We start from the raw sequence: 19,404 nt of genomic DNA, 5'->3' as shown, positions 1-19,404 counted from the left end.
GCGCAGAGGCCCTCCAAGAGCGCCGAGTATTGTCTCCCGATGCGCTCGACCGTGGCGGCGTCGAACAGGTCGACGTTGTAGTTGAAGGCTGCTTCGAGTCCCTCGGCCCGTTCACCCACCTGCAACGTGAGGTCGAACTTGGCCATGCCGTTGTGGACTTCATCGGGCGTCGCCGTCAGGCCATCGAGCCGCAACGCGTTCGCCCAGGCGTTCTGCAACGTGAAGAGCACCTGGATGAGCGGGGGACGTCCTGGCTCCCGTTGGGGTGCCAGCTTCTCCACCAGCATCTCGAACGGAACGTCCTGGTTCGAGAAGGCGCCTAGCGCCGTCTCAGTGACTTGCCCGATGAACCGCGTGACGGTCGGGTTGCCGCTCAGGTCGGCCCGGAGGACCATCGTGTTCACGAAGAACCCGATCAAACCCTCCAGCTCACGGCGGGAACGGCCCGCGCTGAGCGCCCCCACCACGAGGTCCTCCTGCCCGGACAGGCGGGACATCAGCAACTGGAACCCCGCGAGCAACACCATGAACGACGTCGCGCCTTCTCTCTGCGCGAGCCGCTTCACTCCCTCGGCTACCTTCGCCGGAATCATCACGGAGAGCTCGGCTCCACGGCCGCTCGGCATCACGGGTCTCGGGCGATCCGTCGGGAGCCGCAGCGTCGAGGGCGCGTCGGCGAGCTGCCGGGCCCAGTACTCGAGCTGCTTCTCCAGCGTCCTTCCCGTGAGCGACTCGCGCTGCCAGGCCGCGTAGTCGGCGTACTGGATGGGAAGCTCCGGCAAGGCCGTGGCCTGTCCATGACGGAGCGCCTCGTAGTGCGCCGCGAACTCTCGCATCATCACGCCGGTCGACCAGCCGTCGCTGATGATGTGGTGCATGTTCACCAACAGCACATGCTCCGACTCGGAGAGCTTGAGGAGCGTGGTCCGCAGCAGCGGTCCTCGCTCCAAATCGAACGGCCTTCGCGCTTCCTCGTCCGCGAGCCTCCGCGCCTCCTCGTCGCGCTCGGACGCGAACTCCGAGAGGTCCACCACCGGCATCGACCCTGGTGAGGGCGCATGGACCCGCTGGAACGCCTCTCCGTCGCGTGCCTCGAACGTGGTGCGAAGCACTTCGTGCCGATGCGTGAGGCGCTCGAATGCGCCTCGCAGCGCCTCCACGTCCAATGGACCCGAGAGGCGCAGCGTGAACGGCATGTTGTAGGTCGGGCTGTTCGGTTCGAGGCGATCCAGGAACCACAGCCTCCGCTGGGCATACGACACCGGCGTCGGCTCGGAGCCCTGGCGTCGGGAGATGGTGGGCGCCCGCGCATCCTGTTTCACGGTGCCATCTCCGGGACCACGAGCTGCGTGGTGTTGAGTTCCGGGTCCGCCAGGATGTCCTTTCGCTCGAAGAGGACGGGGCGAAGCTGCTTCTTCGAGAAGAGCCGCGTCTGGTCCGCGAAGTGGGTGGACGCAGGGTCGGTCGAACCGGAGTAGGCGAGGAGCGCGCTCGCGCGGGGGCCTGCCTTGGTGAACTCCATGACCAGCAGGAAGCTCGCGCCGTTGTTGACGAGATACCCTTCCGACGTGAGGCCCGTGTTCTCCGAGAGCACCTTGCCCCGCGGAGTCCTCGGCAGCAGCGTCGTGTTCACCGAGGAGAAGCCGACGACGTTGGCCACGCCCTCGACTCCGTTGACGCCTCCGTGAATCGGAATCACCTGGTCGCCCTTCCGGGTGAACTGCACGTCACCCAGTCGCGCACCCACGGGGATGCCCGCCTCGCGGAGGACGAGGACGGCCTCGCCGAGCTTCTGCAGGAGCGGGTCGGGCCCCGACGCGGGAGCGGGGACGAGTCCCGTTGGCGTCGACACGGGCCGGCGTGGATCGAACGGATCCGCGAAGAGCACTCCCTTGTCGTTGAGGTCCGCGCGCGTGAACCGCGCCAGGAACTCTCGCCAGACGATGGCGCCGGAGCGGTCCACCTCCAGTCGGCCATCCCACGCCGCGAGGGCGCGACACGCCTCGGTGAGGTCGACCTGGGTGTCCTTGACGCTCACCGTCGTCGCTCCCTGGCAGCGCCGCGCGATGGGCACGAGGAGCTGCTCCGCGAGCCAGTCGCGGTTGCTCAGGATGGCGCGCTCGAGCTCCTCCCGCGTGAAGGTTCCATCTGCCCCGGAAGCGGAGTCCGCTCCCTGCTCGGTGAGGAGCATGAGGTTGCCGCGCGACCGGTTGGAGAGCCGTCCCTGCGGGCTCGCATACACCTCGTAGGGGAAGGGGACGTTCTGGAGAAGCTCGGCCGGGTTCGTGTACCGGGCCGAGTCATTCGCATTCATCACGAAGTCCGCGCGCGACAGCCGAGGCGCCTTGTCCACGGGCACGAGCCCTCTCGATGGGCCCTCCACTCCGACCCACTCGTCGCGGGACTTGCTTCCGTCCAGGAGGATGACCTTCAGGCTCGCGAAGCGCTGGGTGTCCGGCTCCGTCTCTCGCGCGGCGTGGTACGCGGCGAGGGTCTCCTCGCTCAGGTGCGGTGCTCGCGAGGCGTCCGCGTAGCGCGTGTCGCCGTCAGCGCTCGCCATGAGCGTGTTGACCCAGGGGATGCCGCGCACCGTGCGGTCCACCTCGACGAGCTCGTCCAGGCTCCGTGCCTTGTTCATCCGAAGCCACTGCTCCGCGAACTGGTGGTTGTCCTCGTTCGCGTCCCGCAGCGTGTAGGCCACCGCGCTCGTCCAGGGGACTTCGGGCCGCTTCAGCATGGGGCCGTAGTGCGAGCGCCAGAAGGTGCGCTTCACCTGGCTCAGGCGTCCATCGGCCTCCAGCACGTCGATGGTGTGCTCCTCTCGCGTCATCCGTCGGACCTGGCCGTCGTAGTGGTAGGCGGTGGGGTCTCCTTCCACGAGCCGGAGCCGGTACGCGGTGAAGTGGCTCGACGCCGTCACGGTGTGCGTCCACGCCACGTGACGGTTGAACCCGATGTTGATCACCGGCAGCCCGACCAGGGAGGCGCCGTACACATCGAGGCGCCCCGGAATGGTGAGGTGGCTCTCGTAGAAGCGCAGCGCTCCTTCCCAGGGGAAGTGGGGGTTGGCGACCAGCATCCCTCCGCGTCCAGTGGACCGCTCGCGGCCGAGCGCCCAGCCGTTGCTCCCGAGGCTCGTCTCCCGAAGCTGCCCGAGCCCTCCCTGGGGCAGTGGGCTCCACTTCGCCGTGCTCGCTTCGCCGGGGGGCTGCGCGTTGGCCACGTAGCCGAGAAGTGGTGCCAGGGTGTCCAGCAGCGAGATGTCGAGGTGGTACGCGAGGAGATCCGCGTGGGTGATGGGCTTCACCCAACTTGCGCCCCTGCACGGCGCGGGGAGCCGTTCCGGCGGCGTCTGCTCCAGGTAGTGGTTGTAGCCAGCGGCGAACCCCTCCACCAACTCCCTCAGCTCCGGTGACTGCCGGGCATAGGCGGCCTCGGCGCGAGCCCGGAGCGCGAGCCCCCGGTAGGTCAGGTCGCTCTCCACGTTGGCGCCCTCCGGCCCTCGGCCGAAGTACCGGGCGCGCTCTCCGCGGACCTTGAGGAACTGGTCCGCGAGCGTGCAGACCAGGTCCTCCGCCTGGACATGACCAATGCCCGCGCCGAGGCTCCGGTAGTCCTCGGCGGTGATGTGCGGGACGCCATGGGCGGTCCGTTGAATCGTCGCCTTCAGCGGCGTGGGCGGCGGCTCCTCGCGCGTGCACTTGGAGAGGGCGGCCGTACCGAGGAGCAGCGTCACGTAGAGGCGCATGGAGGAATTCGTCGGAAGGAGGGGTCGCGTTGCCGCTGAAGGCCGGGGCTACTGCTCGATGAACTGCGCGAGGGCCCGGATGGTCGGGTGCTTGAAGAGGTGGGTGATGGACAGCTCCTTGTCGACCAGCTCCCGCAGCCGGTTGAAGACGCGGACGACGGACAGCGAGTCCCCGCCGATCTGGAAGAAGTTGTCGTCGAGGCTCAGCGTCTCCACGGAGATAGTCTCCTTCCAGAGTCCGGCGATGGTCCGCTGCAGTTCGGTCCACCGCGCGGTGACGGGCTCTTGTTCCGTCGCGCGCAGCGACTCGGGTGCGGGCAGGGCCTTGCGGTCGACCTTGCCGTTCGGCAGTCGTGGGAGGCTGTCCACCAGCACGAGCTCCGACGGCACCGCGAAGCCCGGGAGCTGCTCTACGGCCGCTTCGCGCAGTGTGGCGACCGAGCCCGCATGGGCCCCTTCCACGACGAGATAGGCCACGAGCCGCTTGCTCTTCTCCCGCTCATCCTCCCTGACGGCGACGACCGCCTCGCGAACAGAGGGCAGCCCGCTCAGCACCGCTTCGACCTCACCGAGCTCGACGCGGAAGCCGCGGATCTTCACCTGGTCATCGGCTCGCTCCAGGAACTCAAGCGTGCCGTTCGGTAGATGTCGCGCCAGGTCTCCTGTCTTGTAGAGCCGCGCCCCGGGCTCCTGGCTGAATGGATCCTTGATGAAGCGAGCCGCCGTCAGCTCGGGCCGGTTGAGGTAACCGAGGGCCACGCCCGCTCCGCCCACGTGAAGCTCACCGGGAACACCCACGGGAACGGGGCGCAGGTGGGCATCCAGGACGTAGATGCGTGTGTTGGCGATGGGGCGCCCGATGGGGACGATGGGGCGCCGCTGCGCTGCCTCCAGCTTGTGAACGGTGCACCAGACCGTGGCCTCGGTGGGGCCGTACTCGTTGAAGAGCGCGCAGCCCGCGAGGGTCTGGTGATGCTGCTCGACCAACGAAGCCGGGCAGGCCTCGCCCGCGACCATGACCGTCCTGAGCGACGCCAGCTCTCCTGGCCGTGCCTGACGCAGAAGCAGGCTGTGGACGGAGGGGATGCACAGCAGATGCGATACGCGATGCGCGGCAATCAGTCCGCACAGCACGGTCAGGTCCGGCAACCCTTCGCCCTCGGGGAGCACCAGGGTTCCGCCCTGCGTCAGCGTCCAATAGAGGCCCGCGACGGAGCTGTCGAACGCGTAGGGAGACAGGAGCAGGAAGCTAGAGACGGGCTCGCGGTAGTACGCCCAGCGCGCGGTGGTGGAATGCACCACGTTCCGGTGGCTCACCAGCACACCCTTCGGCGCGCCAGTCGAGCCCGAGGTGTAGATGACGTACGCGAGGTCGTCCGCGCTGGCTGACGGTGTGGGGTCGGCCTTGCTCCGCGAGGCGAGGTCATTCCCATCCGCATCGACGCAGAGGACCTGCGTGGCTTGGAGCGAGAAGCGCGAGCGCAGTGAGGCCTGGGTCAACAGGACTGAGGCCTTCGAGTCCTCCAACATGGAAGCCAAACGCGACTGGGGATATGCGGGGTCCAGCGGTACGTAGGCGCCGCCTGCCTTCAAGACACCGAGCAGGGCCACCACCAGGTCGGTGGAGCGCTGCAGGGATACGCCGACGAGCTTCCCTGGGCCGATGCCCATCGCACGCAGGTGATGTGCGAGCTGGCTGGCTCGTTCGTTCAGCTCGCGGTAGCTCAGCCGCTGGCCGGCATGGGCCACCGCGATGGCCTCGGGCGTGCGCGCGACCTGGGCCTCGATGAGTTGATGGAGCGTCTGGTCCCGAGGGAACGCGGTCTCCGTCTGGTTCCACTCCACCAGCACCTGTCGCTCCTCGGACGAGGGCAACAGCGGCAGCTCGGCGATGGGCCGCTCCGCATCCTCCACGAGCGCCCGGAGCAGGACCTCCAGATGTCCGCTCATGCGCCGCACCGTCGCCGCGTCGAACAGGTCGCTGCTGTACTCCCAGTGGCCATGGAGCCCTCGGGGCGTCTCCTCCATCACCAGCGTCAGGTCGTACTTCGCGGTGACGCTGCCGATCTCCATGGGCGCGAGCGTCAGCCCCGGCAGCGTGAACTCGGAGGCCGGGGTGTTCTGCAGAATGAACATGACCTGGAAGAGTGGGTTGTGGCCCAGCGAGCGCTCGGGCTTGAGCGCCTCCACCAGCTTCTCGAAGGGGAGCGCCTGATGCTCGTACGCGGCCAGGGCGGTGCCGCGCGTCCGCTCCACCAGCTCCGCGAAGCGCGGGTTGCCGCCCAGGTCCCCACGCATGACCACCGTGTTCACGAAGAACCCGATGAGCTGCTCGAGCTCCGGCTGCTCACGATTGGCGACCACCGTTCCCACGGGGAGGTCGGTCTGTCCCGTGTAGCGGTTCAGCAGGACCTGGAAGCCCGCCAGCAACGTCATGAAGAGGCTGGCGTTCAGCTGGCGGCTCAGCGCGGCCAGTCCCTTGCTGACCTGCTCGTCCAGGGTGAAGTACTCGGTGGCTCCCGCGAAGGACTCCGCCTCCGGTCGCGGGTTGGCGAACGGCAGCGTCAGCAGGGGCGGCACGTCCTTCAACTGCCGAGTCCAGTACTCCAGTTGCTTCTGGAGGACCTCGTCCTTCAACCATTGCCGCTGCCACAGCGCGTAATCGGCGTACTGGATGGAGAGCTCGGCGAGCGGCGACGGCCGGCCCGCGCTGAACTCCTTGTAGAGCGTCGCGAGTTCCCGCTGGAAGACACCAATGGACCAACCATCGAGGACGATGTGGTGCACCGTTGTCATCAGCACGCTCTTCCGAGCGCCCAGCTGGAACAGCGTGGTGCGCAGGAGGGACCCTCGCGTGAGGTCGAACGGACGTCGGGCTTCCGCGTCGATGAGTCGCTGGAGCTCGCGGGACTGATCGGCCTCCGCCGTTCCGCTCAGGTCGACGACCTGCAGGCGCGCCGTCGACGTGGCGGAGATGAGCTGGACCGGGCCGTCGGCGGAGTCCGCGAACTTCGTGCGCAGGGCTTCATGCCGCTGGACGATCTCCTGGATGCACCGCTCCAGGACGGCGACGTCGAGCGTTCCCTCCAGGCGCAGCGCGGACACCTCGTTGTAGGCGGCGCTGCCGGGGCGAAGCTGCTCGAACAGCCAGAGCCTGTTCTGCGCCAGGGAGACGGGGACCGGCGCGGACCCCGTGTCGCGGCGCGAGATGCGCGGCGCCTGCGTCTGGAGCGCCTCGTGCTTCAGCGTCTTGAGCACCTGCGCGCGCTTCTCGGGCGGGAGGTTGTGGAGCAGCTCGAGAGTGTCCTTGTTGACGGTCATGGGGCTCGGCTCGTGAGGTTCATGGCCGGCTCGCGTTCGCGAGGCGGCCAGCGGGTATGGGAGTGCCTGCGCTACGTCCTGTCCTTCTTCCTTCGGTTCAGTTCGAGCGCTTGCTTCTGCTTCTTGATGCGTTCCTGGATTCGCTGCAGGTCGGTGGAGCTCTCCTGGCCTCGGCTCAGGTAGCTGGCGAGGGAGCGGATCGTCGGGTGTTGGAAGAGCTGCACGAGCGGGATGTCCCGCTTCAGCTCTTCCTGGAGCGTGTGGTGCACCTGCGAGGCGAGGAGCGAATGGCCGCCCAGCTCGAAGAAGTTGTCGTCGACGCCCACCCGGTCGACATGGAGCACCGCCTGCCACGCGGTGGCGATGGTGCGCTCCAGCGCGCTGCCGGGCAGGACGAACGCGGCTCCCAGCTCCGGACGGGTGTTGTCGGGAGCGGGCAGGGCACGTCGATCCACCTTGCCGTGGGAGGTCAGCGGGAGCGCATCGAGCGACACGAACGCCGCGGGGACCATGTAGTGCGGCAGCGCCTCCGCGACGAAGCGCCGCAGCTCCGGCGTGCTCGTCCTCAGCTCGGGCGTCTTCCAGACGAGGTACGCGACCAGCCGCTTGTCACCGTTCGCTTCGGCGCGGACGGTGGCGGCGGCATCGAGGACTTGCGGGTGCTGACGCAGGGCCGCTTCGATCTCCCCCAGCTCGACGCGGAAGCCACGGAGCTTCACCTGGTCATCGATGCGGCCGAGGAACTCGAGCGTCCCGTCCGGCAGGTAGCGCGCCAGGTCGCCGGTCTTGTACATGCGCGCGCCGGCCTCGGCGCCGAACGGCTCGGGCAGGAAGCGCTCCGCGGTCAGCTCGGGACGACGAAGGTAGCCGCGCGCCACGCCCGCGCCCGCGATGTGAAGCTCCCCCGGGACTCCGATGGGAACGGGTTGCAGGTGCCGGTCCAGGACGTAGAGCCGGGTGTTCGCGATGGGTCGGCCAATGGGCACGCTGCTGGACGAGAAGGCGAGGTCGGTGACTTCGTGGACGCAGCACCCCACCACCGTCTCGGTCGGACCGTACTCGTTGATGATCCTCGTGGTGGGCGCATGTTCTCGCCAGAACCCGAGGCTCTCGCGTGAGAGCGCTTCGCCCCCGACGACGAAGGCCTGGGTGCTGCCCTCCGCGAGCCGCGCGGGCAGGGCGCTCCGGAGCAGATCGAGGTGCGCCGGCGTCAGCTTGACCAGGCTGAAGTCCCGCTGGGTGGAGAGCACGTCCACCAGCGCGGCGAGCTCGTCCTGTTCCTGGAGGAGGACGACCTGTCTTCCCACCAGCAGCGGAGCGAAGAGGCTGGTGATGGTGGCATCGAAGCCGATGGAGGTGACGACCGGAGCGCCATTTCCGCTCTCGACGGCGTAGGCCCGGGTGCACCAGGAGAGGTAGTTGACCAGGCCTCGGTGCTCGATCAGCGCGCCCTTGGGCCGACCCGTGGAGCCAGAGGTGTAGATCGCGTACGCGAGGGCGCCAGGCGTGGCGCGGCACACTGGATTGTCTCGCGTGTTCCTCGCGATGACTTCCCAGTCCGAGTCCAGGCAGATGACCTGGGCATCGACCGGCGGCAGTCGCGGCACGAGCGTGCGCTGCGTGAGCAACACGGTGACCTTCGAGTCCTCGAACAGCCAAGCGAGGCGCTGGATGGGGTCGGACGGATTGAGCGGGACATAGGCGCCTCCCGCCTTCAGCACGCCGAGAAGACCGACCACCATCTCGATGCAGCGAGGCATGCAGACGCCGACGAGGGTCTCCGGGCCGACTCCGCGTCGCACCAGGTCGTGCGCGAGTTGGTTCGCACGCGCGTTCAGCTCGCCATAGCTGAGCGCCTGGCCGTCGTGGACCAGCGCGATGGCCTCTGGCGTCCGGTGGACCTGGGCCTCGAACAGCTCATGCATGCAGCGGTCATCGGGGAAGGGGATGCGGGTGTCGTTCCACTCCACGAGGAGCCGCTGCCTCGTTGTGGCGCTGAGCAGGGGGAGCTGGCCAATGCGCTGAGCCGGGTTCTCGACGACGGCCGTGAGCAGAAGCCGCAGGTGTTCATCCATGCGCCGCGCGGTCGCCGCGTCGAACAGGTCGGTGTTGTACTCCCAGGCGGCCGTCATCGAGTCGACGCCATCCGTCACCTTCAACGTCAGGTCGAACTGGGCCGTGCGCTGCTCCAGCGCCAGCGACGCGAGGGAGAGTGCCCCCAGCTCGGTGGACGCGCCTGGAGCGCCAGTCACCATGGACGCCAGCTCCTGGTGCCGGTGCGGCTTCTCGAGCACGAACATCGTCTGGAAGAGCGGCGAGTGGCTCGAATCGCGTCCCGGCTGGAGCCGCTCCACCAGCAGGGCTAGGGGATAGTCCTGATGGGCCAGTGCACCCAGGACCGTCGCTCTCACCTGCCGCAGGAAGTCCTCGAACGTGGGGTTGCCCTCCAGTCGCGCGCGGAGCGCGAGTTGATTCACGAGGTAGCCGACGGTCCCCGCGAACTCCGAGCGCGTCCGCCCCGTCACCGAGCCACCGACGATCAGATCCTCCTGTCCCGAGTAGCGATGGAGGAGGACCTGATACGCCGCGAGCAACAGCATGTAGGGCGTGACGCCCCGCGAGGCCGCGAGTTTCCTCACGCTGGTGACGAGGCCGTCATCCCATCGGGAGAGGTGCACCGCGCCCCGGTTGCTCTGGACGGGCGGTCTGGGTCTGTCTGTCGGGAGCGCGAGGACCGGGCGGCTCCCCGCGAGTTGCTCCTTCCAGTAACTCCAGAGGGACTCGCCTCGTGGGCCCGCGAGCAGCTCCGATTGCCAGACCGCGTAATCGGTCGGCTGCGCGCCGGTGGAGGGCAGGGTGATGGGCCGTCGGGCCCGGACCTCGGGGTACACGGTGGAGAGCTCGTCCAGCAGGACGACCAGGGACCAGAAGTCGACCACGAGGTGGTGGGCGGTCAGGACCAGGACGTGGTCTCGCTCCCCTCGGTGGAACAGGCGCGCCCGGAGGAGCGGCGCTGCTCGAAGGTCAAAGGGACGGTGGGTGCACTCCAACAGCGCTTCGTCGAGCTCTTCCTTCCGCCACCGGGTCGCGTCGATGCAATCGGTGTCCAGCTTGGGCGCCTCGTGCACGCGCGCTACGGGCTGACCCGCGACGGTCTCGAACGAGGTGCGGAGCGCGGTGTGACGCTCGGTCAGGAGCCGCAGCGCGGTCAGCATCGCCTCCACATCCAGCTCCGAGACGATGCGCACCGCGAAGGACACGTTGTAGGCCGCGCTCTCAGGAGCCAGCTGGTGCAGGAACCAGAGCGCCTGCTGTCCTCGCGACAGTGCCTGGTGCGTGGCCTCCCGCGCCGTCGACCGCGCGAGTGGCGACGGCGCGCGGTCCGGTCCTTCGGCCATGAGCGCGAGGAGCTGTCCGGCGAGCTGATCGACGTTGCTGTCTTGCAGGAAGAGCACGAGCGAGAGGCTCACGCCGAGCTCCACTTCGAGCTGGTGCTGGAGCTCCGTGGCCGCCAGGGAGTCCATGCCGAGCTGCGGGAGCGTTCGTGTCGCCTCCACTCGCGAAATGGGCAGCCTCAACACCCGCGAGACCAGGTGTCGCAGGTGTCCGGTCAGCAGTGCCCGTTGCTCATCGCGCGACAGCGAGATGAGGTCGTCCCGAGAGAGTCGCGGGAGTTGCCCCGCTTCGGGCTCTGTTTCGGAGGCGAGGATATCGACACCGATGGTTTCGAGCGTCCCTTCGAGAAATCGCGCCCTGCAGGCGCCGCGTTGAATCTTGCCGCTCGAGGTCTTCGAGAGCTGCCCCGGCCGGAGGAGGACCACCGCGTGCACCTGCAGTTCGTGGTGCTCCGAGATGGCCGCGCGCACGGCCTCGATGACTTCCTCGAGGTTCGCCTTGCGCAAGGCCACGCGCTCGACTTCGTGCACGATGACCAGCCGCTCGGCGCCTTCCGCCTCGATGGAGAACGCCGCGCCGCCGTCGGGCCGCAGCGCCGGATGACTCCGCGCGGCGGTGAGCTCGAGGTCCTGGGGATAGTGGTTGCGTCCTCGGATGATGATGAGGTCCTTCAGTCGACCCGTGACGAAGAGCTCCTCGTCCTGGAGGAATCCCAGGTCACCGGTCCGAAGGAATGGCCCCTCTCCCGTATCGGCGAGGTGGGCATGGAAGGTCTCCGCGGTCTTCCCTGCCTGCCGCCAGTAGCCCATGGCGACACTGCCACCCGACACCCAGACCTCGCCCACCTGGCCCGGCTCGCAGCGGGTCCGCGACTCTGGATTGACGATGACGACCTTCGTCACGCCATGTGCTCGTCCGGAGCCGACGAGGGACAGCGCCCTGTCTCCATCCTTGGAGGGCTCCGCCACGCGGTGTTGTTCCAGCAGTTGCGCGTCGACGTCACGGAAGACAGGCGGTGCGTCGACGAGCCCTCCTGTGACCATCAGGGTCGCTTCCGCCATTCCGTAGCAGGGATAGAAGAACCGGGCCTGGAAGCCTTGTGGCGCGAACTCGAAGGCGAACTCCTCCAGCGTGGCTCGGCGGATGGGCTCCGCGCCGTTGTACGCCATGGTCCAGCAGCTCAGGTCGAGCCCTTCGCGTTGCTCGGGAGTCGTCCTCCGGACGCAGTGCTCGTAGGCGAAGTTCGGTCCGCCGCAGTGAGTGGCCCGATAGTCCGAGATGGCCTTCAACCAGCGGAGGGGCTGCTGAAGGAACGACGTGGGCGACATCAGGTACGCGGAGAACCCCGCGTAGACGGGCTGGAGGATTCCGTCGATGAGGCCCATGTCGTGGAAGCTGGGGAGCCACGTCACCGACACGTCTTCCGGCCCGAGCCCGAAGGCGTGCCGGATCTGCTCCGAGTTGTGGAGCAGGTTCGCGTGGCTGACCATGACGCCCTTCGGCGTCGACGTGGAGCCCGAGGTGTACTGAAGAAAGGCCAGCATGCTCCCGGTCAGCGAGGGCCTCCGCCACGACGAAGCCCGCTCGACGTCGACCTCGTCGGTGGGGAGCAGCCGGAGCCGATGGACGTCGGGCTGCTCCGCGAAGTGCGCGCGGATGCCTTGCGCCAGGGAGGCGAGGGTGAGGACCGAGGTGGGCTCGGCGTCGAGGAGGATGGCCTGGAGCCGCTGAACCTTCTGGTTCCGCTTTGGCGGATACGCGGGCACCGGCACGACCCCCGCGTACAGGCACCCGAAGAACGCGGTGATGAAGTCCAGCCCGGGGGGATAGAGCAGGAGCGCGCGAGCTCCCACGTGGCTCGTGGTCCGCAACGTCGCCGCGATGGCCCTCGCCTTCCGGTCGAGCTGTGCGTTCGTCAGGGACTCGGTCCGCGCCGTGTCGTCGCCCAGGAAGGTGAACGCGAGCCTGTCCGGCTGGTGCTCCGCGCGGTGCACCAAGAGGTCGACGAACGTCGGGAACTCGGTTCCCGCTTGCGGGTCACTTGTCGCCATCGAGCTTCCTCAGGACCTCGGCGAGCCGGTCCTCGCTCACATGCCCGATGAGCGCTTCGTCGATGGCCGACGACATGCTCCGGAGCGTGGGGTGCGCGTAGAGGCTCTTCGTGGACAGCTTGACTCCGAAGCTCCGGTTGACCCGCGAGATGAGCTGCGTGCCAATCAGCGAGTCGCCACCCAGCTCGAAGAAGTCGTCGGTCGCTCCGATGCCCTCGATGCCGAGCAGCTCCTGCCAGAGGCTGGAGAGGGACTGCTCCGTCTCTCCGTGGGGCTGCTCGAAGGTGTTGCCCAGCTTCGGTCGCGCATGCAGCGACGCGGACAGCCGCGTCTCGCCCAGGGCTTCCATGTAGAGCTGCGAGAGGTCTCTCCCTCGCGTCTGCAACACGTGAAGGTAGTCGGAGGTCGACACGAGGACGTGCGGGAGTCGGCACTCCAGGACGCGCCGGAAGATCTCGACACCTTCCTGCGGGAGGATGCCTCGCTGGTTGAAGTCCTCCTCCTTCAACTTCTGGAGCGCGAGCGGCGTTCGCGCGTCGTAGGCCATGCCCTCTCCGCGCCAGACGTCCCAGTTGATGCACGCCACGTGGCGATGACGACGGGCCCGGCGGCTGTGGACGAACGCGTCGAGGAAGTTGTTGGCCGCGGAGTAGGCGACCTGTCCGAAGCCCGGCTCGAGGGCCGAGAGCGAGGAGAAGAGGAGGAAGAAGTCGAGCGGCGCGTCCGCGAAGAGGTCGTGGAGGACGAGCGTCCCGAGCACCTTCGGCGCGAGCACTCGCGTCAGCTCCTCGGAGGACTTCTGCTGGATGGCGCCGTCTCCTAGGACACCCGCCGAGTGAATCACCCCATGAATCGCGCCGAAGCGCTCCGTGGCGCGTGCGAGCGCGGCCCGCATCTGCTCGGGTTGGGAGACATCCGCGCGCAGGACGAGGACCTCCGCGCCCAACGCTTCGAGCTCACGCAGGCTCCGAATGGTTCGACTGGTCGGGTCCTCCGAGGGATGCGCGCTCAGCCACGCGTCCCACTCCCGTGGGTCCGGGAAGGCGCTGCGCCGGGTCAGGATGAGCCGGGCTTGGACGGTCCTCGCCAGGTACTCGGCCAGGGTGAGGCCCACCTTTCCCAGTCCTCCGGTGAGCAGGTAGACGCCGCGCTCCCTCAGTCGGTCCGAGCGTTCGGGAGGAGAGGGCAGCGGAGCCGGCTCGAAGGTCCGCACCCAGCGATGCGGGCCCCGGTAGGCGACGACCGCATCGGTCGCCCCGGATTGGACCTCCTCCAGGAGCTGCGTCTCCGGCTCCAGCGCGTCCCGGTGTCCCGAGGCCGGCAGCACGAAGTCCACGCTGGTGCATTGGATGTTCGGATACTCCAACGGGATGACCTTGCAGGGGGCGAGGAGCAGCGCCTTCTCAGGGGAGACCTCGTCGCCCTGGACCTCCTGCACGTCGTTGGACACGACCCAGAGTCGGAGGGAGTCCGTGATGCCCCGCGCGCCCAGCGCCTTCGCCAGGAGGAGCAGTCCGTCGAGCCCGAGCTCCCGCGCTCTTTCAAGTGAGGGGAGACCAGGGGACACGCTCCACAGGTGGACGAACTTCCCCGGCGACGTGCCCTGCGCTCGCAGCTCGCCGAGGAGCAAGTCGTAGTCGCCCGACTCCTTCGCGTTGATGGAGAAGCGGCCGGGCCCGTCCTGGTGGAACCCCTCGCCGGCCCTCACCGTGATGACCGAGTGCCCCTGGTGAATGAGGCGCTCCGCCAGCGCGGCGCCCAGCCCGACGTCATCGACGAAGAGCAGCCACGTCTCCGGCGCGGCCTTGGTGCGGGTCGTCGGACGGGTGCGTGGCGAGCGCTTCCAGGAGGGGACGTAGAACCAGTCGCCGACCTCCGCCTTCTTCGTCAGTCCCGAGGGAGGACGGCGCACCGGGTCCAGAGTCGGAGTCGGCGAGGCGGAGAAGGCTGGCGCCACGGACTGACTTGAATGCGGTGCCTGCGCGATGAGGGCATGCTGGCCGAGGACGTCGGTATCGGGAGCCGCCGTTGCGCGGGCGAACCCGCTGGCTTCGAGCACCGCGCACCAACGCTCGGGAGACAGGAAGGGATTGCCCTGGTCTCGCTCCGGGTCCTCGACCGGGTTCATCATCAAGCTGTAGGTGATGGCGAAGTCCGGGGTGGGCTGCGTCAGCTCGCCGATGAGCAACAGGCCTCCCGGGGCGAGCAGGGAGCGGACGTGCGAGAGCGTGGCGGGGAGGTTCCGCACCGCGTGGAGCACGTTGACCGCGACGATGACGTCGAACGACTCCAGCGGGAGCCCCTGCTCGGCGGGAGGTCGCTCGAGGTCCAGGGGGGCGAACCTCACGAAGGGGTGCGCGCCGAACTTCCGCTTCGCCTGGGATAGGAAGAGCGGCGCCACATCGGTGAACGTGTACTCGGTCCGCTCACCCGGGAGGATGGGAAGCAGCTCGCTCGTGGCGATGCCCGTGCCGCCTCCAATCTCCAGCACCCGGAGCTTCGCCGTGGGAGGGAGCTGCTGGACCAGTCGCTCCATGCCTCCGCGCAGGATGGCCCGGTAGTACGTGCGCAGCCCGAACTCCGTCTGCGCCTTCTCGGCCGAGCCCTCCAGGATGGAGGCGAAGAGCTCCGTCGGAGATTGCTCGCCGCGCAGGACGTCCTTCAGCGCATCGCCGCAGCGTCGGATGAGCTCCACCACCTGCGGCGTACGCGCCCACCGGGCTTCCGCTCCGCGCACCAGTGACTCGCCGGACTCAGGCGCGCAGGGGCGCAGTGCTCGATAGCGCCCCGCCTCGTCCTGTTCGAGGTGGCCGGCCTCCACGAGCAGCTGCAACCACCGGGAGACGAGCTGCTCGTAGCGGGGGATGACCCCGCACTGTTCGAGGAGCGCCTCGCGCGTGTAGGACTCCTCCGCGTGGGAGAAGGCCCCCAGCTCGCGCAGCGCCAGATTCATATAGGCGGTGCAGGCCTCGTCGAGGCTGCGCTTGTCGAGCAGGTGTGTCCCGGCGTCGAACCCAGCCAGCTCGGCCTCGCCTTGTTTCCGAGCCGCGTCCAGGAGACCTCGCCACAGCTCATCGACGCGAGGGGACTGCGCTCGCGGGACGTCCGGAGCCGCACGCTCGGCCGGCTCCATCCAGTAGCGCTGACGCTCGAAGGGATACGTCGGCAGGGGAACGCGGTGAGGGCGTTGTTCTCCCCGCACCTTCAGCCAGTCCACGGTGAGCCCCGCCAGCCAGAGCTGGCTCAGCGTCCTGAGGACGGACGTGAGGTCCGACATCGAGTCCCGCTGATGGGGAAGGGTGGAGAGCACGAGCTGCGTCGAGTCACGACCCGGCTGCCTCCTGGCGAGCTGGCCCAACGTCCGGCCCGGTCCGACCTCCAGGAGCACCAGTTGCCCGTCCTTCAGGAGCGCACCGAGCCCGTCCGCGAAGCGCACCGTCTGGCGAAGGTGACGGACCCAGTAGGCGGGGTCTGTCGCCTCGGAGTCCGTCAGCCACGTGCCCGTGACGTTCGACAGGATGGGCGTCCGGGGCGCACTCAGGTGAAGGCGCCTCAGGTGTTGTGCGAACGGAGCGAGGACGGGCTCCATCATCTCCGAGTGGAAGGCGTGGGACGTCTCCAGGTAGGAGCCACTGGCGCCACGTGCGCCGAGCTCCTGCTGGAGCACCTCAACGGCCTGGGGAGGCCCTGAGACCACGCACGAGCCCGGCGCGTTGATGGCGGCCAGGGAGAGCCGAGGCCCGAGGAGCGGCGTCAGCTCCTGCTCGGAGAGAGGCACTGCGAGCATGGCGCCGGGAGGAAGGGCCTGCATGAGCCGGCCGCGTGCGACCACCAGCGCGAGCGCATCTTCCAGGGAGAAGACGCCCGCGAGCGTCGCCGCGACGTACTCGCCGAGGCTGTGCCCGATGGCGGCGTCCATCTGGATGCCCCAGGACATCCACATCCGCGCGAGGGCGTACTCGACCACGAAGAGCGCGGGCTGGGCGTTCTCGGTGCGCTTCAGTTGTTCAGACGCACTCTCTCGCTGCGCTTCGGGGGCATGGATGAGCGCGCGGAGATCGAGCCCGTGCCGGGTCCGGAGCAGCTCGAAGCAGGTCTCGGCGTGCTCACGAAAGGTGGGCTCGGTTTGATGAAGCTCGCGCGCCATGCCGACGTACTGCGTCCCCTGTCCACTGAAGAGGAACGCCACGCCCCGAGCGGGTGACTCCGAATGCCGCGTGAGGACTCGCTGCGCATCGCGCCCGTTCAGCGCCGCCACAGCCTCCGCGACGCTCCCGCACACAATCGCCCTTCGATGCGCGAACGGCTTGCGACCAACCTGGAGCGTGAAGGCCACATCGGCCAGCTCCACCTCCGGGTTCGTCTCCAGGTGGTGGGCGAGGTTGGCGCTCGCGACCTCCAGCGCCTCGTTCGTCTTCGCGGAGAGCACGAGGAGGTGCGGCCCCGGCGCGGCCTTCGTCCTCCGGACCTTGGGAGCCTCCTCCAGGATGACGTGGGCGTTCGTCCCGCCCAACCCGAACGAGCTGACGCCCGCCCTCCGGGGAAACCCATCGGTCTTCCACTCGGCGAGCGCGGTGTTGACGAAGAAGGGGGTGCGCGGGAAGTCGATCTGCGGATTGGGCGTCTGGAAGTGCAGGCTCGCGGGGAGCTGCCCGTGCTGGAGGGCGAGGGTGGTCTTGATGAGCCCGGTGACCCCCGCCGCGGCATCGAGGTGGCCGACGTTGGTCTTCACGGAGCCGAGGGCGCAGAAGGATGTGGCGTCAGTGCTGGCGCGGAAGGCCTGGGTCAGCGCGGCGACCTCGATGGGGTCTCCCACGATGGTGCCGGTGCCGTGGGCCTCTACATAGGTGATGGTCTCCGCATCGACTCCGGCCGACGCGTGGGCCTCCATGATGGCGGCGGCCTGCCCGTCGATGCTCGGCGCCGTGTAGCCGGCCTTCGCCGCGCCGTCGTTGTTGATGACCGCGGACTTGATGACGGCGTAGATGCTGTCGCCGTCCGCGAGCGCATCCTCCAGACGCTTGAGGACGACCACGCCCGCGCCGTTGCCGATGACCGTGCCCTGCGCCCTTGCGTCAAAGGCCCGGCAGTGCCCGTCCGGGGAGAAGATGCTGCCGGGCTGATGCAGGTAGCCCGCCTGGGGAACGGTGATGGAGACGCCGCCCGCCAGCGCCAGGTCGCACTGGTACGTCATGAGCGCCTGGTGGGCCACGGCCGTCGCCACCAGCGAAGTGGAGCAGCCCGTCTGGAGGGTGAGGCTGGGGCCCTTGAGGTTCAGCTTGAAGCTGACTCGCGTCGCCAGGTTGTCCTTGTCGTTGCCCAGCAGGACCTGATGCCCGCTCTCCGGGCCCAGCAGGTGCGGGTGGGTCGCGAGGTTGAACAGCAGGTAGCTGGGCCAACCCGCACCGGCGTACACGCCGATGGCGCCTGGGTGCAGGTCCGGGTTGTACCCGGCGTGCTCCAGGGCCGACCACGCCACCTCCAGGAAGATGCGCTGTTGCGGGTCCGTCAGCTCGGCTTCCCTCGGGCTGAACCCGAAGAACGACGCGTCGAAGAGCTCCGTGCCGGCCAGGACGCCCTTGGCCCTGACGTAGTGGGGATCCTCCAGCAACGCGGGCGAGACACCCCGCGCCCGCAGCTCCTCGTCCGAGAAGAACGTGAGCGTCTCCGTCCCCGCCTTCAGCGCACGCCAGAACGCGCCCACGTCCGTGCAGCCGGGGAAGCGGCCCGCCATGCCAATGATGGCGACCGCGGACCCGACATCGCTGGTGGGGTCGAGAGGATCCACTGATGGAACTCCTGGGAAGGGACGCAGGGGAGGGACGCGCTCAGAAGTTCAGGAAGCTGAGGCTCGAGAAGATCTTCCGCCGCGGGTCCGTGTAGGCGTTCCGGCCGTGCAGGTAGCGGGAGTTGTCGATGAACGCCAGGTCGCCGGGGTGCCAGGACAAGGGCTCCTCCAGCTCCTCCATCGCCTCCAGGATTTCGGAGACGATGGTGTCTGAAATGGGCGAGCCGTCGTCGAACGACATCAACTCCCCGAGGGTGTTCTTGCGCTCGGAGAGGAGGCTGTTCGCGAAGGCCTCCTGCCCGCCATAACGTGTCTGGACTACCGCCGAGCAGACATATTCCAGGTAGATGGAATCGTCCGGGCTGACGTAATAGGAGACGCCCGGCTTCTTATCGAGGGTGCTCTGGACGTCGGCCAGCGAGGCGCCCTCGCCCATGAAGCGCTGCCACTTGTCGAGGGAGTAACGCTGGAAGAAACGAAGCTTCTTCCCGCGGAAGAGCTGCTTCAGCTCGGGGCTGAGCTTCTCCCAGAGCCGGACGCCATCCCACGCGAGCGTCTCGCCCCCCTCGGCGGCGGGGACGCTGCAGCAGAACCAGAGCGCATCCGGACGGAAGGGGGAGTTCGCCTGCTCGGCGTGCGGCTCCACATACCCCATGCCCTCTGTCACCAACTGAACGTAGCCATCGCTCCCGGGGACGACGGGACGCAGCCGGTCCCGGTTGAAGCGGGTGCTGAACCTCCCCGCGAAGTCATGCATGACCTGCGGGCCGGTGGTGAAGCCACGGAAGATGACCAGCCCCGCGGACTTGAACAGCTCAATGACCTCGTCGGTCGGGAGCTCAAGGATGTCTTTGTGACCTTCCCGGTGCACAAGCCGCCCGCTTCCCGTTCCATATGGTTCGCTTCGGATTGTCATTTGGTGTCCCCAGCCGAATCCCGTACGTAATTACCGAAAGGGATTGGGTTGTGCCGACGAAGCCTATCCAAGGCATCTCTTGTAAATTTGCGAAGTAAGAGGAATTCGCGTAATGCAGGATGTTGTGGCAGGCATTGATGGTTGTCAATACGATTGGCCCGTCGCCGTATTCCAGGAGCCTCCC

General features: G+C 68.1%; 6 protein-coding genes. All 6 read right to left on the bottom strand.

Annotated features, from left to right (window positions below; genetic code table 11):
• On the bottom strand, window positions 1-1,322 hold a 1,322-nt coding region (locus tag ACN469_RS11150; RefSeq protein WP_498766972.1), incomplete at its 3' end, for a condensation domain-containing protein.
• Window positions 1,319-3,748 (bottom strand): penicillin acylase family protein, encoded by a 2,430-nt coding sequence (locus tag ACN469_RS11145; protein ID WP_498766970.1) that lies wholly within the window; start codon window positions 3,746-3,748, stop codon window positions 1,319-1,321. The genes ACN469_RS11145 and ACN469_RS11150, both read right to left, overlap by 4 nt.
• 48 nt (window positions 3,749-3,796) lie before the next feature.
• On the bottom strand, window positions 3,797-7,069 hold the full coding sequence (locus ACN469_RS11140) for a non-ribosomal peptide synthetase (RefSeq protein WP_498766968.1): 3,273 nt from the start codon (window positions 7,067-7,069) through the stop codon (window positions 3,797-3,799).
• A gap of 71 nt (window positions 7,070-7,140) precedes the next feature.
• The gene (locus ACN469_RS11135) at window positions 7,141-12,516 is read right to left on the bottom strand and encodes an amino acid adenylation domain-containing protein (protein ID WP_498766966.1); all 5,376 of its coding nucleotides are present in this window, start codon (window positions 12,514-12,516) and stop codon (window positions 7,141-7,143) included.
• Window positions 12,503-18,304 (bottom strand): type I polyketide synthase, encoded by a 5,802-nt coding sequence (locus ACN469_RS11130; protein ID WP_498766964.1) that lies wholly within the window; start codon window positions 18,302-18,304, stop codon window positions 12,503-12,505. Before ACN469_RS11130 ends, ACN469_RS11135 begins: the two co-directional genes overlap by 14 nt.
• A 40-nt stretch (window positions 18,305-18,344) precedes the next feature.
• Window positions 18,345-19,175, bottom strand: a complete 831-nt coding sequence (locus ACN469_RS11125) for a TauD/TfdA family dioxygenase (protein ID WP_498766962.1) — start codon at window positions 19,173-19,175, stop codon at window positions 18,345-18,347.
• Window positions 19,176-19,404: the final 229 nt, after the last annotated feature.

Origin of the sequence: Corallococcus terminator, from assembly GCF_049194865.1 — a bacterium.
GTDB lineage: Bacteria > Myxococcota > Myxococcia > Myxococcales > Myxococcaceae > Myxococcus > Myxococcus terminator_A.
The sequence above is the reverse complement of the archived record's forward strand: the minus strand, read 5'-3'. Positions and strand labels throughout refer to the sequence as shown.